Source organism: Allopusillimonas soli (assembly GCF_004153445.1).
Lineage (GTDB): Bacteria > Pseudomonadota > Gammaproteobacteria > Burkholderiales > Burkholderiaceae_B > Allopusillimonas > Allopusillimonas soli.
Genome location: NZ_SDQC01000003.1, coordinates 217,231 through 238,323, shown reverse-complemented (window position 1 = coordinate 238,323; position 21,093 = coordinate 217,231). Strand labels below are relative to the sequence as shown.

General features: G+C 61.0%; 19 protein-coding genes. 16 read left to right on the top strand and 3 right to left on the bottom strand.

From position 1 onward, the window contains the following. The first annotated feature begins 6 nt into the window (after positions 1-6). From ERD78_RS10945 to ERD78_RS10920, 6 genes are all read left to right on the top strand, one after another. Complete coding sequence (locus tag ERD78_RS10945) at positions 7-936, top strand: branched-chain amino acid ABC transporter permease (RefSeq protein WP_129969332.1); 930 nt, start codon at positions 7-9, stop codon at positions 934-936. Positions 937-972: 36 nt separating this feature from the next. Then, a complete protein-coding gene (locus ERD78_RS10940; protein WP_129969331.1) occupies positions 973-2,037 on the top strand; it encodes a branched-chain amino acid ABC transporter permease in 1,065 nt (354 codons plus the stop codon). Positions 2,038-2,136: 99 nt separating this feature from the next. After that, positions 2,137-3,477 carry an ABC transporter substrate-binding protein gene (locus tag ERD78_RS10935; protein WP_129969700.1) on the top strand — a complete coding sequence of 447 codons (1,341 nt, stop codon included), beginning with the start codon at positions 2,137-2,139 and terminating at the stop codon, positions 3,475-3,477. A gap of 126 nt (positions 3,478-3,603) precedes the next feature. Next, the gene (locus ERD78_RS10930; protein ID WP_245152435.1) at positions 3,604-4,464 is read left to right on the top strand and encodes an ABC transporter ATP-binding protein; all 861 of its coding nucleotides are present in this window, start codon (positions 3,604-3,606) and stop codon (positions 4,462-4,464) included. A gap of 83 nt (positions 4,465-4,547) precedes the next feature. Then, positions 4,548-5,822 (top strand): phenylacetate--CoA ligase family protein, encoded by a 1,275-nt coding sequence (locus ERD78_RS10925; protein ID WP_129969330.1) that lies wholly within the window; start codon positions 4,548-4,550, stop codon positions 5,820-5,822. Between the two features lie 106 nt (positions 5,823-5,928). Continuing rightward, positions 5,929-6,945, top strand: a complete 1,017-nt coding sequence (locus ERD78_RS10920; protein WP_129969329.1) for an amino acid ABC transporter substrate-binding protein — start codon at positions 5,929-5,931, stop codon at positions 6,943-6,945. 48 nt (positions 6,946-6,993) lie between these two features. Here the strand turns inward: ERD78_RS10920 and ERD78_RS10915 are convergent, their stop codons facing one another. Together ERD78_RS10915 and dprA are read right to left on the bottom strand one after the other, a co-directional pair. Next, a complete protein-coding gene (locus ERD78_RS10915) occupies positions 6,994-7,461 on the bottom strand; it encodes a hypothetical protein (protein WP_129969328.1) in 468 nt (155 codons plus the stop codon). A gap of 59 nt (positions 7,462-7,520) precedes the next feature. After that, positions 7,521-8,705, bottom strand: coding sequence for a DNA-processing protein DprA (dprA, locus tag ERD78_RS10910; RefSeq protein ID WP_129969698.1), 1,185 nt, complete (start codon positions 8,703-8,705; stop codon positions 7,521-7,523). 213 nt (positions 8,706-8,918) lie between these two features. Here dprA and ERD78_RS10905 point away from each other — a divergent pair, with 213 nt between their 5' ends. From ERD78_RS10905 to ERD78_RS10875, 7 genes are all read left to right on the top strand, one after another. After that, complete coding sequence (locus tag ERD78_RS10905; protein ID WP_167668912.1) at positions 8,919-10,427, top strand: xylulokinase; 1,509 nt, start codon at positions 8,919-8,921, stop codon at positions 10,425-10,427. Next, the gene (locus ERD78_RS10900; RefSeq protein WP_245152434.1) at positions 10,424-11,380 is read left to right on the top strand and encodes an ABC transporter permease; all 957 of its coding nucleotides are present in this window, start codon (positions 10,424-10,426) and stop codon (positions 11,378-11,380) included. The genes ERD78_RS10905 and ERD78_RS10900 overlap by 4 nt, the downstream gene beginning before the upstream one ends. Positions 11,381-11,447: 67 nt before the next feature. Continuing rightward, entirely contained in the window at positions 11,448-12,398 is a 951-nt protein-coding gene (locus tag ERD78_RS10895) for a sugar ABC transporter substrate-binding protein (protein ID WP_129969326.1), read from the top strand. 6 nt (positions 12,399-12,404) lie between these two features. Beyond that, on the top strand, positions 12,405-13,178 hold the full coding sequence (locus ERD78_RS10890; protein WP_129969325.1) for an ATP-binding cassette domain-containing protein: 774 nt from the start codon (positions 12,405-12,407) through the stop codon (positions 13,176-13,178). Between the two features lie 143 nt (positions 13,179-13,321). Further along, positions 13,322-13,834 carry a peptide deformylase gene (def, locus tag ERD78_RS10885; RefSeq protein WP_129969324.1) on the top strand — a complete coding sequence of 171 codons (513 nt, stop codon included), beginning with the start codon at positions 13,322-13,324 and terminating at the stop codon, positions 13,832-13,834. 5 nt (positions 13,835-13,839) lie between these two features. Continuing rightward, positions 13,840-14,793: a methionyl-tRNA formyltransferase gene (gene fmt, locus ERD78_RS10880; RefSeq protein ID WP_129969323.1), complete on the top strand. Its 954-nt coding sequence runs from the start codon at positions 13,840-13,842 to the stop codon at positions 14,791-14,793. 218 nt (positions 14,794-15,011) lie between these two features. Then, on the top strand, positions 15,012-15,257 hold the full coding sequence (locus ERD78_RS10875) for an RpnC/YadD family protein (RefSeq protein ID WP_129969322.1): 246 nt from the start codon (positions 15,012-15,014) through the stop codon (positions 15,255-15,257). 56 nt (positions 15,258-15,313) lie between these two features. Here ERD78_RS10875 and rimO read toward each other — a convergent pair whose 3' ends face one another. After that, the gene (gene rimO / locus ERD78_RS10870; RefSeq protein ID WP_129969321.1) at positions 15,314-16,633 is read right to left on the bottom strand and encodes a 30S ribosomal protein S12 methylthiotransferase RimO; all 1,320 of its coding nucleotides are present in this window, start codon (positions 16,631-16,633) and stop codon (positions 15,314-15,316) included. A 116-nt stretch (positions 16,634-16,749) separates the two neighbouring features. Between rimO and rsmB the strand changes: the two genes are divergently transcribed. Genes rsmB through ERD78_RS10855 form a run of 3 tightly spaced genes read left to right on the top strand, consistent with a single transcriptional unit; the run spans position 16,750 to position 21,088 of the window. Continuing rightward, positions 16,750-18,117, top strand: a complete 1,368-nt coding sequence (gene rsmB, locus ERD78_RS10865) for a 16S rRNA (cytosine(967)-C(5))-methyltransferase RsmB (protein WP_129969320.1) — start codon at positions 16,750-16,752, stop codon at positions 18,115-18,117. A 53-nt stretch (positions 18,118-18,170) separates the two neighbouring features. After that, on the top strand, positions 18,171-18,749 hold the full coding sequence (locus ERD78_RS10860; RefSeq protein ID WP_129969319.1) for a DUF4390 domain-containing protein: 579 nt from the start codon (positions 18,171-18,173) through the stop codon (positions 18,747-18,749). Continuing rightward, the gene (locus ERD78_RS10855) at positions 18,701-21,088 is read left to right on the top strand and encodes a sensor histidine kinase (RefSeq protein WP_129969318.1); all 2,388 of its coding nucleotides are present in this window, start codon (positions 18,701-18,703) and stop codon (positions 21,086-21,088) included. Before ERD78_RS10860 ends, ERD78_RS10855 begins: the two co-directional genes overlap by 49 nt. Positions 21,089-21,093 lie beyond the last annotated feature (5 nt).

Sequence of the window (21,093 nt, the reverse complement as noted above, 5' to 3'; positions counted from 1 at the left end):
CAAGACATGGCATTTTTTCTGGAAACCCTGTTTGGCGGTCTGATGACGGGCATGTTGTATGCACTGGTAGCACTGGGCTTTGTGCTGATCTTCAAGGCATCCGGTGTATTCAACTTCGCACAAGGGGCGATGGTGCTGATCGCCGCGCTGTGCATGGCAAGACTCTCTGGCTGGATTGATGCGTGGCTGGGCTCGGACAGTTTGCTGCTTGCCAATATCTTGGCCTTTGTCCTGACGGCCGTGTTCATGTGGATCATCGCTGTCATCATTGAGCGCTGGGTGTTGCGCTATCTGGTTAACCAGGAAGGCACGACGCTGCTCATGGCCACCATAGGAATCAGCTATTGCCTGGACGGCATAGGGCAGCTCATTTTTGGCAGCAGTGTGTACACCATCGATGTTGGCCTGCCCAAGGATCCGGTGTTCATCCTGCAATCGGTGTTTGAGGGCGGTGTACTCATCAGCATGGAGGACCTGACCGCTGCAGTGATCGCGGCCTTGCTGGTGGCGGTGCTGGCCTTCTTTTTTCAGTACACCACCGTAGGCCGCGCCCTGCGTGCGGTGGCGGATGACCACCAGGCTGCGCAATCCATCGGCATCCCGCTCAATCGCATATGGGTTGTGGTGTGGACGGTGGCCGGACTCGTGGCGCTGGTGGCCGGCATTGTGTGGGGGTCGAAATTTGGCGTGCAATTCACGCTTTCCACTGCGGCCCTGCGGGCGCTGCCCGTGGTCATTCTTGGCGGGCTGACCTCGGTGCCCGGCGCCATTATCGGAGGACTGATCATCGGCATGGGGGAAAAGCTGTCGGAGGTATATATCGGGCCTTATGTCGGCGGCGGAATCGAAATCTGGTTCGCTTACATGCTGGCACTCGTGTTCCTGCTGTTCAGGCCGCAAGGTCTGTTCGGCGAAAAGATCATCGACCGGGTCTGACCCGGACAGAACAGAAAGACAATTCGGGAACCGACTATGTTCTATCGTGAAAACGGCCAGTTCAAAAGCACCTACCGTGCCGACCAGCAGATATTTCCCATACGCCAGGACCGGGTCTTCATGCTGGCCGTGCTGCTGGCGGCGTTTGTGCTTGTGCCGGCGATGGCTTCCGACTATTTTCTCCAGGCCATATTCATTCCGTTTCTCATTCTGTCTCTGGCGGCCATAGGCCTGAATATCCTGGTCGGCTATTGTGGACAGATCTCCATCGGCTCGGGCGCCTTCATGGCGGTGGGCGCCTACGCGGCCTGGAACTTCGGCGTGCGCCTGCCATGGATGCCCCTGGTCGGGCAGATTCTTCTGGGAGGCGTCTTCGCTACATTGGTGGGTATCGTGTTCGGTGTGCCCAGCCTGCGCATACGCGGGCTCTATCTCGCGGTGACCACGCTGGCGGCCCAGTTTTTCGTCGATTGGGCCTTTTTGCGCATCCCCTATTTCACCAATTATTCGGCATCGGGCAACGTCTCGGTGCCGGCGTTGCATGCCTTCGGGCTACCTGTCCAGACGCCCGTCCAGCGCTATCTGTTCGTTCTGTTTTTCGTGGCGGTGTTCGCGTTGCTGGCCAAGAATCTGGTGCGCGGCGCCATCGGCAGGCAGTGGATGGCCATTCGCGACATGGACGTGGCTGCGGCGGTGATAGGCATACGACCCATGTATGCCAAGCTGTCTGCCTTTGCGGTCAGCTCATTCATCATCGGCGTGGCGGGCGCGCTGTGGGCCTATATCCACCTTGGATCATGGGAGCCCCTGGCCTTTGATCTGGGACGGTCGCTGCAATTGTTGTTCATCGTGATCATCGGTGGCATGGGGTCCATCGTGGGCAGTTTCTTCGGTGCCGCTTTCATGGTGCTGTTGCCGGTGTTGCTCACCAATATTCCGCACACTTTCGGCTTGAGCATCGCCGTGGATACCGCGTCCCACATCGAACATATCGTATTCGGGGCATTGATTGTCTTTTTCCTCATCGCCGAGCCTCACGGTCTGGCGAGGCTCTGGAGCATAGGCAAGGAGAAACTGCGCATCTGGCCGTTTCCGCATTGATGCGCAAACGCTTTCCCATGGCCGGTGCGCCTGCAGTGCGGCGTCCGGCATCGGGGTAGGAATTACAACGTGCAGCACAACAAGCAACACAATGGAGGATTGGAGATGAAGATACAACTGAAATTTGCGGCAGCGCTTCTGGCGGCAGGGGCAGCCCTTGCCGCGACCGCCACGCCAGCGGCCGCGGCGGACGAGCAGCAGTTCATTCCGCTGCTGGCCTATCGGACGGGCTCGTTTGCGCCTTTGGGCATACCCTGGGCCGACGGCAAGATGGATTACCTTAAGCTGGTCAATGAGCGCGATGGCGGCATCAACGGCGTGAAGATCACTTATGAGGAATGCGAAACCGGCTATGCCACGGATCGCGGCGTCGAATGCTATGAGCGGCTGAAAGACAAGAATGGCGGCGCATCCAGCTTCGACACCCAGTCAACAGGCATTACGTTCGCCGTGACCGACAAGGCCTTCAATGACCATGTTTCGGTGCTGACAGTGGGGTATGGCCTGTCGCAGTCGGCAGATGGCTCGGTGTTCAAGTGGAATTTCCCATTGCTTGGCACCTACTGGACCGCCGCCGATGTCATGATCCAGGATATCGCCAAGAAGCTCGGTGGCGAGGACAAGCTCAAGGGTAAGAAGATCGCGCTTATCTATCATGATTCGCCTTTCGGCAAGGAACCGATCCCGCTACTGCAAGCACGGGCAAAGGCCAATGGCTTCGAGCTGCTGCTTTATCCCGTCACCGCGCCGGGCGTGCAGCAGAAGTCCACCTGGCTGCAGGTGCGGCGCACACGCCCCGACTTCATTCTGCTTTGGAGCGCCGGTATCATGACGCCCACCGCCATCCGCGAGGCGCAGGCCATCGGCTATCCGCGCGACAAGATGTATGGCATATGGTGGGCGAGCTCCGAAAACGATGTCGAGGATCTGGGCGACGTGGCCAAGGGCTACAACGGCATCACGATACACAACAGCGCGGATCACGGCCGGGTGCATGAGGACCTGAAGAAATACCTGTACGACAAGGGACTGGGCACCGATACCGACGGCAAGTATTTCGGCACTATCGGCTATACGCGCGGCCTGATGATCTCCATGCTGCAGGTCGAGTCCATCCGCACAGCCCAGGCGCACTTTGGCAAGGGCAAGCACATGACGCCCGAGCAAGTGCAATGGGGCATGGAGCACCTGGACTTGACCAAGGAGCGCCTGGAAGAGCTTGGTTTCGCCAACTTGATGAGGCCGGTGCAGACAAGCTGCAGCAATCATATGGGTGACGACTGGGCACGCATCATCCAGTGGGACGGCAAGAAGTTCAACGTGGTGTCCGACTGGTACCAGTCCAACAAGGACTTCATCGAGCCGTTGGTGAAGGAATTGGGTGCCAAGTACGCGGCGGAGAAGAAGCTTGAAAAGCGCGATTGCAGCAAGGAGTCCTGATCGCGCGGCGACAAGCGCACCAGAGGGGCGGGATGGCGATTGTCGTCCATCCCAGCCTTTCGGCCAGAGGCCGGCTGCGCCGCCACTGCGTGCGGCCGGCGTCATAAACCCAGTCAGGAATTGCCCATGAATGCGAACGTCCAGTCTCCCCTGGTGCCGGGCGGCAACCGCGGCGCGAGCGAGGATGACATCCTGTTGAACGTGAACGGCATCGAGGTCATATACAACCACGTGATCCTGGTCCTGAAGGGTGTTTCGCTGTGCGTGCCCGTGGGCCAGATCGTGGCGCTGCTTGGTGCGAACGGAGCCGGGAAGACGACCACCCTGCGCGCCATTTCCAATCTGCTCAAGGGCGAGCGGGGCGATGTCACCAAAGGCAGCATCGATTATCGCGGCGAGCGCATAGACCGCCTGACGCCCGCCGACCTTGTCAAGCGCGGCGTGGTGCAGGTGATGGAGGGACGCCATTGTTTTGCGCATCTCACCATCGAGGAAAACCTGTTGACCGGCGCCTATACCCGCAGTCTTGGGCGCGGCGATCTGGATGCCTCTCTGGAAAAGGTGTATCAGTATTTTCCGCGGCTCAAGCAGCGTCGCGGCACCCAAGCCGGCTACACCTCGGGCGGTGAGCAGCAGATGACGGCTATTGGACGTGCGCTCATGGCCAATCCCAGCATGATCCTGCTGGATGAGCCGTCGATGGGCCTGGCTCCGCAGATCGTGGAGGAGATTTTCGAAATCGTGCGCGATCTCAATCAACGCGAGCGCGTGAGTTTTCTGCTGGCCGAGCAGAACACCAACATTGCCTTGCGCTATGCCGACTACGGCTACATCCTGGAGAACGGTCGGGTCATGATGGATGGCGAGGCGTCCTCGCTTGCCCAGAATGAGGACGTAAAAGAGTTCTACCTGGGTGTCTCCGGCGGTGGCCGCAAGAGTTTTCGCGACACGAAGTTTTATCGCCGGCGCAAGCGCTGGCTGGCCTGACAGGCGGAGCGAGGGATGCTTGACAGCGCCTCGGGCCGGCCTGGCCCCGGGCTGAGCGAGACCAAGCTCGCAAGGAAGGATATATGGAAAGCTATTACGAGGAACGCGAAACAATTGCATTGGAACAGCGGGAACGGGATCTGTTTGCCCGTTTGCCTGCTGCGCTGGAGCGGGCGCGCCGCCGCGCGCCTGCCATAGCGCAGCAGCTGCAGGGCGTTGATGCCGCTGCCATTCGCGGCCGCACTGACCTGGCGCATATCCCGGTCATACGCAAGAGCGAGTTGCTGCAGGCGCAGTTGACCGCCCGCCAGGCGCGCGGCGGCGATGCCATGCTGCCGGTCAGCCGTATTTTCGGCGGTTTCTCCACCATCGGCTGGGGTGAGGCCCTGCGGGTTTTTGCATCGCCAGGCCCCATCTATGAACCGGAAAGCGGGCGCCCGGACTACTGGGGCTTTGCCCGCTCGCTATACGCGGCGGGTTTCCGGCCTGGCGACCTGGTCTATAACTGCTTCTCTTATCATTTCACGCCTGCTGGCTCCATGATGGAAACCGCCGCGCATGCCGTCGGCTGTACAGTGTTTCCCGGCGGTGTTGGCCAGACGGAACTGCAGGTCCAGGCCATTTCCGATCTGCAGCCTGACGGCTATGTCGGCACGCCCAGCTTTTTGCGCATCATCCTGGAGAAAGCCGCCGAGATGAATGTGGCGCTGCCTTCGTTGCAGCGCGCGATGTTTTCGGGGGAGGCCTATCCTCCCTCGCTCCACGCCTGGTTCTGCGCCAGGGGCATTGCCGGCTTCCAGGCTTATGGCAGCGCCGACCTGGGCATGATGGCGTACGAAACCTCGGCCCGCGAAGGCCTTGTGGTGAACGAAGACATCATTCTTGAAATTGTGCGTCCGGGCACCGGCCAGCCCGTCGATGATGGCGAGGTGGGCGAAGTGGTTGTGACCACCCTGAACCCCGATTATCCCCTGCTGCGGTTCGGGACGGGCGATCTGTCGGCCATACTGCCGGGCAGATCTCCGTGCGGTCGTAGCAACCTCAGGATTCGCGGCTGGATGGGACGCGCAGACCAGACCACCAAGGTGCGGGGCATGTTCGTGCATCCGGGGCAGGTCGCCGATGTGCTTGCCCGTCACCCCGAGGTGCGCCGCGCGCGGCTGGTGGTTACCGGTGCCATGGGACACGATGTCATGGTGATGAAGGCGGAGATTGCTGAGCCGGACCCGGCGCATCTGACGCGGCTTGCTGATTCGGTGCGGGAGCTGACAAAATTGCGTGCCGAGATTGAGCCGGTTGCGCCAGGCTCGTTGCCCAACGATGGCAAGGTCATCGAGGATGCGCGCAGTTACGATTAGGCTGCCGGCCAAGTCTTGGCCTTGCTTATAAGCTTCTGCTGTGTGGCCATGATGTGATGCAGTAACATGCGTCAGAAACAACAACTTTCCACACAAGGGGAATGCTATGCGCAAGTTCAAGTACGCGCTGGGCGCAGTTGCGCTCATGCTGGGTCTGCAGGCCTCCCAGGCCGGCACGCTGGATGCCGTGAAGCAGAACGGAGTACTGCGGTGTGGCGTCACAACCGGCTTTGCGGGTTTCTCCGCGCCGGATGCCAAGGGTGTCTGGCATGGCTTGGATATCGACATGTGCCGTGCCGTTGCAGCGGCGGTATTTGGCGATGCCAGCAAATTCAAGCCGGTTCCGCTCAATTCGCAGCAGCGGTTTACAGCGCTGCAGTCAGGCGAGATCGATCTGCTTGCGCGCAACACCACCGTGACGCAGCAGCGCGATACGGCCCTGGGCGCCATTTCCGCGGGGGTCAATTTCTACGATGGCCAGGGCTTTCTGGTGCCACGCTCGCTGGGCGTGAAAAGCGCCAAGGAGCTGGACGGCGCATCGATCTGCATGCAGACGGGCACGTCGAACGAAAACACCATGGCCGACTGGGCGCGCGCCAACAATGTGAAATACAAGCCCGTCGTCATAGAGCAGTTCAATGAAGTGGTAAATGCGTTTGCCGCAGGCCGATGCGACGTCTTTTCCACCGATGCGTCGGGCCTGGCGTCCATCCGCATCTCAAAGCTGTCCAGTCCCGACGACTATCAGGTGCTTCCGGAAATCATTTCCAAGGAGCCGCTGGGCCCATTTGTACGCCAGGGCGACGATCAGTGGCTCAATATCGTGAAATGGTCGCTCCAGGCGCTCATCAATGCCGAGGAGCTGGGCGTCACCTCGCAGAATGTCGACGAGCAGCTCAAGAGCACCAACCCCAATGTGATGCGTCTGTTGGGCGTGACGGCTGGGTCGGGCAAGAACATGGGGCTGGACGAAAAGTGGGCCTACAACATCATCAAGCAAGTGGGTAATTATGGAGAGAGCTTTGAGCGCAACGTAGGCCAGGGCAGTCCGCTGAAGATACAGCGCGGACTGAACGCGTTGTGGACGAATGGCGGCCTGATGTACGGCCTGCCTATTCGCTAGCCGGAGCACAGGGCCTGGCTGGCGGCGCAGGCCCGGTCGCCGCGCTGACTAGCGCCGCCGCCGGTAGGTGACGGCAATGCGCGCAAAGGCGATGTGTAGCGCGCGCGTGCCGCCCTGGAACACCACGGGGCGATTTCGCCGTGTAAAGCAAATCAAGCGCTTGGCACCTGGCAGCGGCACAAATTTCGCATACTGGATTTCTTCCCAGGCGATGTGCCGGGTGCCAAGCCAGCTTTGCTCGATGCCCGCGTCCGTGATGCGTGTCTGCGACTTCACCATCAGCCAGGCAAGCACACCCAGACCCAGCACACAAACGCCAAAACTGGCCAGCGCTGGCGTACCGATTTGCGCAAGCTCGGGTGAGGATGCAAGACGCACAATCCATCCTGCAATAGCAAGTACCATTGCGACCGTCGCTACCTTGATCCAGGTCGGCCATGCCATGCCCTGCACCGGCAAGGGGCCCAGCTCCCGCAGCAACTGGGCGTGTTCTTCGGGTGAGGGCGTTTGAAACATGGTTCTGGTTACCTGTGCTGGGGCGGGTTGCGGGGCGCACCGTGCGCTGCCGGGGCGGGTCAGCGCTGTTGATAGCGGCCATCGGCGAGGCGGCTGATGCGGCCGGCCAGTTCGAGGGACAGCAGGGCACTGTTCAAGCGCGGCATATCCAGGCCAGTGCGCGCCGCCAGTATATCCATATGTACAGGATCATGCCCGAGCGCCGACAGCACATGCTGTATGGCTGGGTCCGTGTCCTTCCCCAGCGGCGCGATGCCTGCAAGCTCCGCCTGCCCGGTTGGCCGGGAGCGGGATGCATGGGCGGTCTCCCGCATTGATGCGGAGCTGATGGCGCCGGATGACGCAGGCCCCATCAGTTCTTCAAGAATGTCCTGCTCTGATTCGACGAGGCGGGCGCCCTGGCGTATCAATGCGTGGCAGCCACGAGAAAGGGGGGAATGTATGGATCCTGGGATGGCGAAGATATCCCGGCCGATTTCGGCAGCCAGCCGCGCGGTGATCAGCGAGCCGCTCTGACGCGCGGCTTCAACGACCAGCACGCCTCGCGAAAGGCCAGCCACAATGCGGTTGCGCTTTGGGAAATGAAACCGGACAGCGCGCGTGCCGAGCGGGAATTCGGTGACGAGCGCTCCTTCCGCTGCGATGCGATGCGCCAGCGCGCGGTGCGCCGCGGGATACACGATATCGATGCCTGTGCCGAGCACGGCGATAGTACGGCCTCCGCCCGGCCCTGCCTCCAGCGCGCCTTCGTGAGCGGCCGCATCAATGCCCTGGGCCAGGCCGCTCACGATAGGCCAGCCGCGTGCTGCCAGGTGACGCGAAAACGCGCGTGCATTGTCCATACCGCCGGGCGTGGCGCTGCGCGCCCCTACCACCGCGATGCCAGGCCGGCACAATAGTGCCGGATCACCGTGGACATACAGCACGGCGGGCGGGTCGGGGCTTTCGAGCAGGCTGGCCGGGTAACCAGGGTCGGCCAGTGTAAGCAGGTGGTGCCCAGGCGCCTGAAGCCAGGCCAGTGTGTCGATGATGTGCTGTTCGGCGCCTTCATCGAGCGGTTGTTTCATCTGGCGTGCGAGACTATCGGGCACGTTGCGGGACAATGTCGCAAGCGATGCGGCGTAAATGTCCTGGGGCAGGCCGATGGCGGTCAGTAGATGGCGCGCCAGCATAGGCGGCAGGTCGGGCTCCAGCGAGAGGCGCAGCCAAGCGCGCAGTTCTTCAGAGGTCGGTGTGGCGGACATCGCGCTAGTGTGGCACAAAGCCTGCATTAAAATCTATGCTTTCCTCGAACCCGCACAGGCAGCGGCATAGCGCTCTCCGCTGTAAAAAGGGCAAGCCCCGTCCTTGCGCAACACAACCATAACCGGTCAATACCCACGGCAATGCCTCCAGTCAGCCACCTCTCAAGAACGGAAACCGTTTTTCCGCGCACAGATACAGCCCGTGCAGCGAACGTGGCCGCCGACGCCGGGAACCATGTCGTGCTTGCGTTGGACCTGGGGTCCACCTGGCTGAAGGGCGGGCTGGTGCGGCCCGACGGCATCGTACTGCATGTGGAGCGCGTCGCATCGCCGCTGCGCGCATCCCGGCCATTGGATGCCGAGGCAGTATGGCAGGAAGTGCTCGCGCTTCTTCTGCGCCTGCGCGCACTGAGCGGCCAGGCAGCGCAGGCCATTGCCGTTACCGGTGCGACCCGCACGCATGTTTTCGTGGACGCCGCCGGCCGGCCATTGGCGCCCGTATGTTGCTGGGATGATCCATGCGGCGCGCAGTGGGCGGCCGCAGTGGCGAAAGCCTATGGCCTGCCGGATGGCACACCCGGCATGGGCGCCTTCCATCCCCTGGCGCGCTTGCGTGAGCATGTTCACACGCACCGCACCGTGCCGCAGGCCATGGCCGAGCTGAAAGACTGGTTGAATTTCCGGCTTACCGGCCGCTTGGTGACCGACGCCGTCGTCCTGGGACGCATCGCCCCCGAAGATGGGGCTTTGTCGTTGACCCGCGTGTTGAGCCGCCTTGGCCTGCCGGGCCATGTCATCCCGCCGCCCGCCGCACCAGACGCGCTGCTGGGTCCTGTGGATGGCGCCAGTGACCAGAAGCTGGCAGCCCTGCACGGCTTACCGGTTGCGGTTGGCAGCTTCGATACTTGGGCATCCTGCCTCGGCATGGGGGCATTGCGCGAGGGTTCCATCTACGATGTCTCGGGCACCACGCAAGTGTTGGGGCTGTTCAGCCGCGAACCCCGCCGGATGCCTGGGATGGTTTCCATGTCGTGGGCGCCGGGCTTGTGGCAGTTAGGCGGGCCTTGCCAGACCGGCATGGGTACGCTTGCCTGGTATGCGCGTACCTTTCTGGACAGTGAGGATCCTGCGGACACGCTGTCCGCAGCGGCCTCGAGCACGGCACATGACACACCACTGTGCCTGCCGTATCTGTCTGGCGAGCGCATGCCGCTGTGGGACAGCACGCTGTCGGCCAGCTTTCACGGGGTAAAATCCCACCACTCCCGGGCAGACATGGCACTGGGGCTGGTCGAAGGCTTGGTATTGGCGCACAGGCTTGCACTGGATGCCATGCAGGTGCGGCGCCCCCATGCCGTACTGCGCATGGGCGGAGGGGGCAGCCAGCTGCAGTACTGGGTGCAGACCAGAGCTGATGCCTTCGCCATGCCAATCGTGACTGGGGCATCCGGCGAGTCTGCCTTGGCAGGGGCCGCTATGGCGGCCGCGACTGCGCTGGGCGCGCATGCCGGCCTCGATGCAGCCCAGTCGGCAATGGAACAACACGAGACGCGCGTCTTGCCTTGCGAAGCGCGTAGCGCCTACTTCAATGACAGAGCAAAAAATTTTTCCATCATGCTGAATTTCCTACAGGACGCCGGATCTGCTGCCCGCCTTGACGCCCAAGCCCAACCACAAGCGCCCGTGAGCGCTGGATGCCAGCGCGGGGCGGACCGGACATGAGCACCGCTCGTCTGCATGGCTGGCTGGGTCGTTACGGCACTTGCATGGCGGGGATCATCCTGTTTGTATTCTTTGCCCTGTGTGCGCCCAATTTCCTGTCTGTCCTGAATCTGTCCAATATTGTCAAGCAAATCAGCTTTATGGCCCTGCTGGGGCTCGGTTTTTCCATGGCGCTGCTGGTTTCCGAATTGGATCTGTCCTTCGCCAATATATGTAGTCTATGTGCGGTCTGTGTGGGGTGGCTTGTGCATACCGGCCACGATCCCGCATTAGCGGTGTTTGTGGGCGTGCTCGTGGGGACGGGGGCGGGCCTGCTGAATGGTTTCCTGGTTACCGGGCTGCGCATCCCGTCGCTGATCGCTACGCTAGCCACGGCCTCGGTCGCCAACGGCCTGTCTTTTATGGTTACCGATGGCGTAGCGTTCGTTGGCCAGTGGGACAGCCGCTTTCTGTGGCTTGGCCGGGGCGCTGTCTTTGGCGTGCCCACATTGATCATCTGGCTACTGGCCGCAAATCTGGTGGCCTGGTTCATGCTCAAGCAGACCCGGCTGGGCTTTCGTATGCTGGCTGTCGGGGAGGCTTCGGAGGCGGCGCGGCTGGCGGGCGTCAATGTACGGACGATCAAGGTTATTGGGCTCGCCCTTTCCGGGCTGGCGGCAGGCATTGCCGCAGTGCTCATGACCTCGAGTCTGGCTTCGGCCGCGCCCAATTCAGCCGCCGACCTCATGCTGACCGCCATTGCCGCGGTGCTGCTGGGCATGACCATGTTCGAACCAGGCCGCGCCAATGTGCCTGGCACGTTGGTGGGCGCCATCATCATCGGCATGCTGGGCAATGGGCTGGTATTGATGGGGGTCGAGTACTATTTCCAGGACATCCTGCTGGGTGTCATTATTGTCGCTTCGGTGGCGCTGTCTTCTTCGGTGCTCAAGAAAGCAGCGTTTTCGCTTTGAACGTGTCTTGCCGGCATTGCGCGGAATTAGCCTTGCCGCTTGAAAAATACCTATTCCAAGGATTGCCATGAGTTCTTTTCTTTCGCGCCTGCTAGCCTGCACACTTCTGTCCGTGACCTGCGCGGGCGCGGCCCATGCCACGAAGCTTGCCATCATTGGCTTCCAGATGTCGTCCGAAACCCATGCGCGCGTCGTCAATGCGGCCAAGGCGAAGGCTGAATCCATGGGCTGGGACGTGCAGGTCTTGAACAGCAAGGGTGACATGTCCACCCATATCAATCAGCTCGAAACCGTTCTGCTCACCCAGCCCGACGGCATCATCATCGCCATGGGAAAACCGTTGCAATCGGGCGACCAGTATCGGAAGGCCAGCGAAGCCGGAATTCCGCTGGTCACGGTCATGAGCGGCACCAGCCCGGATGCGCTGGTGGATATTGCGGTCAACGAGTATTCGGCGGGCGCGCAGGCAGCACTGTATTTGCTGGACCACCTGAACTATCGCGGCAATATCCTGACGCAGCGCTTCGAAGGCAATGCCGGGACGCGCATACGTGGAAAGATTCTGGATGTCGTGCTTAGCGAGAATCCTGCGGTTAAGGTCATCGGTTCCCACACCATGGCGCGCACCGCATCATGGCGCGACGACGTGCAGGCAGGCATGAACGCGCTGCTTCTCAAAAACCAGGGCAAGGTCGACGGCATTTGGGCCTCTTTCGATGCGCAGGCCTACATCATCGACGACATTCTGCGCCAGCAGGGCGCAAGCAAGGGCAAGCCCGTGCTCGTCAGCATCGACGGTGGTGCGGAAACCTATCGGCGCATTGCCGATCCCGCCTCGCTGCTCATGGCCACGGTCATGATTCCGTTTGAAAAAATGGGGGAGAAGGCGGTTGACGTAATTGACAGCATTGCCGTCGGGAAGGCGTCGCGAGACACCGTGGCGCATGGCCCGTACATCTACATGGATGCCGAACTGGTCGATGCGAGCAATGTCGAACAGTATGTCAAGAAAGACTGACGCATCGTGGCACACATCCTTGAACTGCGTAACCTGACCAAGCACTACGGTGCAGTGCAGGCGCTGCGTGGCGTCGATGTCGACGTGCACGAAGGTGAGGTCCTGGCCATATGCGGCGACAACGGCGCAGGCAAAAGCACGCTCATCAAGGTGGTGTCAGGCGCCCATGCCATGACATCGGGGGAGCTCAGGCTGCACGACCAGCCGCGGCGCTGGTCCTCGCCTCACGATGCGCTCTCCAACGGCGTCGCCACCATTTACCAGGACCTGGCCTTGGCGCCTCGGCTGAGCGTCTGGCAAAACGTTTTTATTGGTGCGGAACTCCGGCACAACCTCTTGCCAGGGCTCTCAGTCTTGGACAAGACAGCCATGCGGTCCAGAACACGGCACTACTTGCAGCGCCTGAACCAGGACATGGATGACGTCGATCGTCCCGTGTCGGATTTTTCGGGCGGCCAGCGGCAGGCTATCGCCATTGCGCGCGCATTGCGCTGGCAGGCGCGCATCGTCGTCATGGACGAACCCACGGCAGCGCTTGGCGTGCGGGAAACGGCACGCGTTCTGGCACTGATACACCAGCTCAAGCGGGAAGGCGTCACCGTCATGCTGATTAGTCACAACATGGAGGATGTCGTGCAGGTTGCAGACCGCATCGTTATTCTTAAGGCGGGACGAGTGGCGGCGCAAGGCGTGGCGCGAGGAGTGGCCGCCTCCGATCTGGCGCAAGCCATCATCACCGGCAAATGGCCGAGCATGATCGGGGCAACGGTGCCTGCTTGACCGGCCGCGCGGCCATTGCCTTTTAAAAAAAACGGCCGCGTGTCGCTTGGGCCCTCCCTACGCCGGACGGGTCGCAATCTGGCCGAAGAGGGCGGTTTGTTCTATCATATAGTATTGATTTCACAGCATAATTGGATTATTTAATGGCAATTCTTCCCATCCTGCGCTATCCGGATCCGCGCCTGCATAAGGTAGCCAAGCCGGTACAGATTGTTGACGATCGTATTCGTCAACTGGTGCGCGACATGGCCGAAACCATGTATGCGGCGCCGGGCATAGGGCTGGCAGCCACGCAGGTCGATGTGCACGAGCGTGTCGTGGTCATCGACGTGTCCGAGGACGGCAACGAACTGCTTGTGCTCATCAATCCTGAAATCACCTGGAAAAGCGACGAAACCCAAGTTTATGAAGAGGGCTGCTTATCTGTTCCCGGCGTGTATGACGAGGTCAAGCGATCGGCGCGCATTCACGTCAAGGCGCTGAACGAAGACGGGGAGCCATTTGAGTTCGACGCCGAAGGGCTGCTGGCCGTGTGTGTACAGCATGAACTCGATCACCTGCTGGGCAAGGTCTTCGTTGAGTATCTTTCCATGCTCAAGCAGAGCCGCATCAAGACGCGTTTGCGCAAGCAGGAGCGAGAGGCACTCAAGGCCTAAATCCAATGCGCATCGTATTTGCCGGCACGCCGGATTTCGCCCGCCAGGCACTCGAAGCCCTCATGGCCGCGGGCCATGACATCCCCCTGGTTCTCACGCAACCCGACCGGCCTTCCGGTCGCGGCCTCAAACTGACGCCCAGCCCGGTCAAGCAAGCCGCGTCGGCGGCCGGCATTACCATCTGTCAGCCTCGCAGCTTGCGTCTGGATGGCAAGTATCCCGATGAGGCTGAGCAAGCCCGTGCAGCGCTTCTGGGTGCCTCGCCCGAGCTCATGGTCGTTGCCGCCTACGGTCTGCTCCTGCCCCAATGGGTGCTCGAACTGCCCACACATGGCTGCTATAACATTCACGCCAGCTTGCTGCCCCGCTGGCGCGGCGCAGCGCCCATTCAGCGCGCCATCGAGGCGGGCGACAATGAAACCGGCATCACAATCATGCAAATGGATGCCGGGCTCGATACAGGCGGCATGCTTCTGGTACGCACTGTCCCCATCACTGCAAGCGATAGCGCTGCCACACTGCACGATCTCCTTGCACAGGTCGGCGCCGAGGCCATCGTTGATGCCGTTGACCAACTCGTTCAAGGCGGCCTGACGCCCACGCCACAGCCGTGTCAGGGTGTTACTTACGCGGCCAAGCTTAACAAGTCGGAATCTCCACTCGATGTCAACCTGTCCGCCCGGCGCCTCGTGCGACGCATCCGGGCCTTCGATCCCGTTCCGGGCTCCACGCTGCGCCTGCCCGGCATTGTCGAGCCCGTAAAAGTTTGGAACGCCATTGCCCTGCCTGGCCAACCACCTGGCGTGTCCCCTGGCCACCTCATACAGGCCACGCCGCAAGGCATTGATATCGCCACGGCTGACGGTATCCTGCGTTTGCTCGAACTCCAGAAAGCGGGCGGCAAACGTCAGCCGGTCAGCGTCTTCGTTCGAGGCTGGAGTCCGAGCGGCAGCGTTTGAGCTGTTCTTCCTCACAAGCGTCAAACCCGCCGTGAGCGCTACCTGCCAGCCCGCGAGGGGCAGGCCAGCCTATATAGCCTGGCCATCCTGTTGGCCAGCGGCCATGGCCCGCCCACCCTGCAGTACCGCTGGCAGTGCCTGGACTGTCTTGTAAAATTTCGTTACTTTATCGTACGCAGTTTCACCGCGCCTTACAGGACATCGACAAGGAGCATGCAATGGCATACATGACCGGACTGGAACGACTCTGGCTGTCTCGCGGCCGCGAGCAGGGCATTGAACAGGGTGTGCAAAAGGGCATTGAACAAGGCGCTGCCTCCATTCTGCAGGCGCTGATCCAGAGCCGCTTTGCCGGCTGCCCGCCGTGGGTGCACCAGCGCATTGCCCAGGCCAATGCCGAGCAGCTGCGCCAGTGGGCCGTCAAGGTGCCCGCTGCCCCCAGCATCGAAGCCGTGTTCGACTGATTGGCGCTTAGCCAACCCATCGGCAATGTGGCCGCAGCCGTGCGGCCACGCCGGTTTCAATCGATCAGCGCCCCATACAGGTCATACTCATCCGAGTCCGTCACGCGCACCCGAACCATCTCGCCTGGCTTTACATCCCGGTCGGCCTGCACAAACACATTCCCGTCTATTTCCGGCGCGTCGGCGCTTGAGCGGCCAACCGGGCCGTCTTCATTGATCTCGTCGATCAATACATCAATCTCCCGGCCCACTTTCGCTGCTAGCCGCGCTGTTGAAATCGCCTGCTGATGCGCCATGAAACGGTTCCAGCGGTCTTGTTTGATCTCATCTGGCACCGCTCCCGGCAACTCGTTCGCGCGCGCTCCTTCCACTGGCGAATATTGAAAGCAGCCAACCCGATCCAGCTGTGCTTCCGCCATCCAGTCGAGCAGATACTGGAAATCGTCCTCTGTTTCCCCTGGAAAGCCCACAATAAACGTCGAGCGTAGCGTCAGGTCCGGACAGGCTTCTCGCCACGATTTGATGCGGGCCAGCGTACGATCCTCGAAAGCAGGGCGCTTCATTGCCCGTAGAATCTTCGGGCTTGCATGCTGGAAGGGTATGTCAAGGTAAGGGAGTATCTTGCCGTCCGCCATCAGCGGTATCACCTCGTCCACATGCGGATAAGGATACACGTAATGCAGCCGCGTCCATATGCCAAAACCGCCCAGCGCGGATGCCAGCTGTGTCATATGCGTCTTGATCGGCCTGCCGTTCCAGAAACCGCTGCGAAACTTCACGTCCACCCCATAGGCGCTCGTGTCTTGCGAAATCACAAGCAGCTCCTTAACGCCTGCCTGGACCAGTCGCTCGGCTTCGCTCATCACGTCGCCGATGGGGCGGCTGACCAGATTGCCGCGCATCGAAGGAATAATGCAGAAACTGCAGCGGTGATTGCAGCCTTCGGAGATTTTCAGGTAGGCATAATGCCGGGGGGTTAGCTTGATGCCTTGCGGCGGCATCAGGTCCACATAAGGGTTGTGTTCATGCGAAGGCGGGGCAGCTTCGTGCACTGCGCGCACGACTTGCTCATATTGCTGCGGCCCAGTTACCGCCAGTACAGCCGGATGCACCTCGCGTATCAGGGATTCCTCCACGCCCATGCAGCCCGTGACAATGACGCGTCCATTTTCAGCAATGGCCTCGCCAATGGCATCTAAAGACTCTGCCTTGGCGCTATCGATAAAGCCACAGGTGTTCACCACGACGACATCGGCATTGTCGTAGTCGGGTGTGATGGCATAGCCTTCTGTGCGCAACTGCGTAAGGATGCGTTCGGAGTCGACCAAGGCCTTGGGACAGCCAAGACTGACGAAACCGACTTTGGGAGCACTCATAGAACCTCCGAGCCAGGGGCTCGATAAAGAAATGGATTTTAACGGCAGTGGCCGTTGCAATTGGTGATAAAGTGACCGGGTTTCAACCGCAATTCTATTAGCAGGGCAGGACAGCAGTGCCAGACTCTTCGAACCAGCAAACACGCAGCGCGCCTCTTGGTGAAGTCTTGCTGGCAAGCGCCCGCAATGTTCGCGATGTGCTGGCGGGGCGATCGCTATCCGATAGCCTGGCCGCCACGCCTGCACCCTTGCGCCCCGCCGCCCAGGCCATTTCGTTCCACGCCATGAGACACCTCGGCCTGGCCCTTGCGGTGCGGCGCCGCCTCGTGTCCCGCACGCCATCTAATCCGCATTTTCACGCATTGTTGCTGGTCACGCTGGCCCTGCTGGAAACAGCGGCGGCTCACGATGATGATGCAGCTGCCGGTGTCGGCCATAACACGGCGCAGTCGCGCGGCAAGCCCCAGTACAGGCCGCATACCGTGGTTGACCAGGCCGTCAAGGCGGCAGGCAGCCAGCCCGGAATGTGCCGCTACAAGGGCCTGCTGAATGGGACGCTCAGGCGGTTTCTGCGCGAACGAGAAGTTATTTTAGCGCAGGCGAGGCTGCAGCCCGATGCGCGATACAACCATCCGGAATGGTGGGTGGACGTATTGCGCACGGCCTATCCCGGCTGCTGGGAACAGTTGTTGGCTGCAGCGGACATTCCTGCGCCCATGATATTGCGTGCCAACCGCCGGCGCACGGATGTACAGACACTGCTTGCCATGCTGGACGAGGCGGGCATTACCGCGCTACAAGCAGGCCCGGCTGCATTGGTCCTCGATGCGGCTAGACCGGTGCAGGACATCCCGGGGTTTGAGGCAGGCCTATGGTCGGTACAGGACATCGCGGCGCAGCAGGCAGGCCTGTTGCTGCCTCTGGCCGATGGCATGCGGGTGCTCGATGCTTGCGCAGCGCCTGGTGGAAAAACAGCCCACATACTAGAGCAAGCCGACGTTCAGCTCACCGCGCTCGATGCCGATGCGCAGCGGCTGGCTCGGGTCGCTGCCAATCTGGAGCGTCTTGGCCTCGATGGCGACCATGTGCAATTGCGCTGCGCTGATGCCGCGCATATTGGACAATGGTGGGACGGCGTGCCGTACGACGTCGTGCTGGCCGACGTGCCATGCACCGCATCGGGCGTGGTTCGCCGGCATCCGGACATACGCTGGCTTCGCCGCCAGGCAGACATTGCGCGCACCGCGGCGCTCCAGAGAAATATTGTGGATGCCTTGTGGCACACCGTAAAGCCTGGCGGGCATTTGCTTTATGCCACATGTTCTCTGTTTCCCCAGGAAGGTGAGGCGCAGGCGGCCGCTTTTGCACGCAGGCATGCCGACGCCGATCGGCTAGCCGCCCCCGGGCAGATCCTGCCGCTGCCGGGCAGCGGAGACGTCGTTCCGGATGGTTTTTTCTATGCATTGTTTGCCAAGACGGCGTGAGTCGTCAAAAATAGCGATTTCCCCAGTCCTCCATGCGTATTAATGGGTCCTCGATGCTGCGAGTATTGCTTCCCATACTGCTGTGTGTTTTTCTGGCAGCCCAGGCCGGCGCGGATGACGCGCCCAGCGGCGGCGAGCGGGTTACACGCGTCGATCCGGTTGTGCGCGACGGCAAGCTCTATATTGACGCCGATGTCGACCTCGACGTCACTGGAGACCTGCGAAATGTTGCAGAGAAAGGCGTGCCGCTTTATTTCACGGCTGATCTCGAGATCGTCCAGGAGCGCTGGTGGTGGTTCGACAAGACGGTGGTCGATACACAATTGACCTGGCGCATCATCTACAACGCGCTGACACGGCAGTGGCGCGTAGGTTTGGGCGAGCTTTCATTACCGGAGCCATCGCTCGATGACGCGTTGTCCCTGGTGCGCAACATTCGGGGTTGGGATGTGGCCGACACCCAGGAACTCAAAAAAGATCAAACTTATCAAGGCCGCATTCGCGTGCGGCTGGACACCTCTCTGTTGGCCAGGCCTTTTCGCGTCGATGCCTTCAATAGCAGCGCCTGGTCGCTAGCGACTCCATGGAAAAACTTCAGCTTTTCAATCTCCGTCGGCGAGCCCCAGCACTAGTACGCTGGAGCCTGAGGGTTGCCCTGATCGTGGCGGCCTGTAGCGCGCTTGCGCTGCTTGGCCTGCTAGGCTGGTCCACCGGCAATGCTTCGCGTTACGCGCAGCAGTACGATACCCTGCTCGTCCTGAATGGCGTGCTGGCGGTTGCACTGGTGTCGTGGGTGGTTCTGCTTGGTGCACGACTGTTCAACCAGGTGCGCAAGCGTCAGTTCGGCGCGCGCCTTACTGCCCGTTTCGCACTGTATTTTGCGCTTATCGGCGTGGTACCTGGTGCGCTTATCTATGTGCTGTCCGTGCAGTTCATGTCGCGTTCCATTGAGTCCTGGTTCAATGTGCGGGTCGACAGCGCCCTCGAAGCCGGCCTCAATCTGGGGCGTGCGGCGCTTGACTCGCAACTGGGATCGCTCAACGGGCGCGCACGCGATATGTCCGCGCGCCTGGCCAACACCAGCGATGCCGACATGGCATTGGCCATCACGCGCCTGCGCGAGGCCAGCGGCGCTGACGAGGCCATGATCTTTACCGGCAATGGTCGCCTGGTTGCTTTTTCGTCTTCCGCTTACGGGCAGTTGCTGCCCGATATGCCGCCACCCAACGTCATGAACCAATTGCGCGTGTCGGGCGGCTACTCGGCCGCAGAGGCTGACGAGCCATTGGCGGGCGCTGAAGGGCAGGCGCCCACCGGCCAAGGCCTGCACCTCCGGGTGGTTGTTCCCATCTCCACGCCCGAGCGATTTTCCTCCCGCTTTGGCATTTCGTCGGATACACGGTGGCTGCAGGTGGTCGAAGCCGTGCCGGAGCAGATTGCGCGCAATGCCAATCAGGTGCAGCAAGGTTTTCGCGACTACCAGGAGCTCGCGCTATCGCGCCTCGGCTTGCGCAAGCTCTATGGCATCACTTTGACATTGGCGCTCATTCTGGCCGTCTTCGCTGCCATGGTCGTTGCATTTGCCGTGTCGCGGCGGCTGGTTCGCCCCTTGTTGACGCTTGCTGCGGGAACCCAGGCTGTAGGCGTGGGCGATTATCGGCCGCTACCCGAACCGCCCGAGAAAGACGAAGTGGGCCAGCTGACACGCTCATTCAATGCCATGACGCGCCAGCTTGACGAAGCGCGGCATATGGTGGAAAACAACCGCCAGCAGTTGGAACGATCGAATGTCTACCTTGAGTCGGTGCTTAGCCACATGTCTTCGGGCGTGCTGGTGTTTGACGAAGCTTTCCGCGTCACGCTGTTCAACCAGGGCGCCCGCGATATCCTGCGCCTGGATCTGCGCTCGGTAAAAGGGCGGCCACTGGAAACACTGGATGGCGGGTTCGCGTTGTCGCAGGTGATACGTCAAGCCTTTGCCGCGCACGCCGCAGTCGGATCCGAGCGCGCATACTGGCAACAGCAGTTCGAACTCGATCTCGATGCCGAAGCCGAGCATGGCGAGAAAAAGCACGCGATTACCCTGCTTGCCCGAGGAACGCACCTAAGTGTTGATGGACGCGGCAATGGCTATCTGGTCGTCTTCGATGACATCAGCGAAGTCATCTCGGCAAATCGCACCGTGGCCTGGGGCGAGGTAGCTCGCCGGTTGGCCCATGAGATCAAGAATCCGTTGACGCCTATTCAACTGTCGGCGGAGCGTCTAGCCATGAAGCTGGGTAATCGCCTAGAGGGCGATGACGCCGCCATGCTGGCCCGGGCCACCAACACTATCGTGAATCAGGTATCGTCACTCAAGAAAATGGTGGACGACTTCCGAGAGTATGCGCGCACGCCGCCCGCTCAAATGCAGCCTATAGATATCAATGCACTCGTGGCGGACGTCGTTGGGCTTTATGGCTGGGAACCCATGGATGATAGCGGCGTGGGGCATGCACACGGCGTTGCCATTGATGTTGATTTTGAAGATGGGCTGCCGGACATCGAAGGCGATCCAACGCAACTGCGACAAGTCATTCATAATCTGCTTGCCAACGCGCGCGATGCGGCCACGCAGGAGCACTCGCGTGACCAGGCCCGTATCTACGTGCATACGCGACTGACCCATACACCTTCAGAACAAGGCGCCGATCGCCTGGCGGTGCGCATGACGGTATCCGACAACGGGCCCGGCTTCGCCCCGCAGGTCCTGAATCGTGTGTTTGAACCGTATGTCACGACAAAGGCGGGCGGAACGGGCCTGGGACTTGCTATAGTTAAAAAAATCGTGGAGGAGCACAATGGACGGATCGATATATCCAATCGCCGGGAAGGCGGTGCGCGGGTGTCCATTCTTTTGACCCGTCTTGCGGATGCGCGGCCTGCGCTGGACGCGGGCAAGCAACGATACGATAATTCAGAAAATAAATAGGTGAT

Bases quoted from the DNA above. Each gene is read 5' to 3' on its own strand.
- ERD78_RS10945 (WP_129969332.1), top strand. From the start codon at position 7: ATGGCATTTTTTCTGGAAACCCTGTTTGGCGGTCTGATGACGGGCATG.
- ERD78_RS10940 (WP_129969331.1), top strand. From the start codon at position 973: ATGTTCTATCGTGAAAACGGCCAGTTCAAAAGCACCTACCGTGCCGAC.
- ERD78_RS10930 (WP_245152435.1), top strand. From the start codon at position 3,604: ATGAATGCGAACGTCCAGTCTCCCCTGGTGCCGGGCGGCAACCGCGGC.
- ERD78_RS10925 (WP_129969330.1), top strand. From the start codon at position 4,548: ATGGAAAGCTATTACGAGGAACGCGAAACAATTGCATTGGAACAGCGG.
- ERD78_RS10920 (WP_129969329.1), top strand. From the start codon at position 5,929: ATGCGCAAGTTCAAGTACGCGCTGGGCGCAGTTGCGCTCATGCTGGGT.
- ERD78_RS10915 (WP_129969328.1), bottom strand. From the start codon at position 7,461: ATGTTTCAAACGCCCTCACCCGAAGAACACGCCCAGTTGCTGCGGGAG.
- dprA (WP_129969698.1), bottom strand. From the start codon at position 8,705: ATGTCCGCCACACCGACCTCTGAAGAACTGCGCGCTTGGCTGCGCCTC.
- ERD78_RS10900 (WP_245152434.1), top strand. From the start codon at position 10,424: ATGAGCACCGCTCGTCTGCATGGCTGGCTGGGTCGTTACGGCACTTGC.
- ERD78_RS10895 (WP_129969326.1), top strand. From the start codon at position 11,448: ATGAGTTCTTTTCTTTCGCGCCTGCTAGCCTGCACACTTCTGTCCGTG.
- def (WP_129969324.1), top strand. From the start codon at position 13,322: ATGGCAATTCTTCCCATCCTGCGCTATCCGGATCCGCGCCTGCATAAG.
- fmt (WP_129969323.1), top strand. From the start codon at position 13,840: ATGCGCATCGTATTTGCCGGCACGCCGGATTTCGCCCGCCAGGCACTC.
- ERD78_RS10875 (WP_129969322.1), top strand. From the start codon at position 15,012: ATGGCATACATGACCGGACTGGAACGACTCTGGCTGTCTCGCGGCCGC.
- rimO (WP_129969321.1), bottom strand. From the start codon at position 16,633: ATGAGTGCTCCCAAAGTCGGTTTCGTCAGTCTTGGCTGTCCCAAGGCC.
- ERD78_RS10860 (WP_129969319.1), top strand. From the start codon at position 18,171: ATGCTGCGAGTATTGCTTCCCATACTGCTGTGTGTTTTTCTGGCAGCC.
- ERD78_RS10855 (WP_129969318.1), top strand. From the start codon at position 18,701: ATGGAAAAACTTCAGCTTTTCAATCTCCGTCGGCGAGCCCCAGCACTA.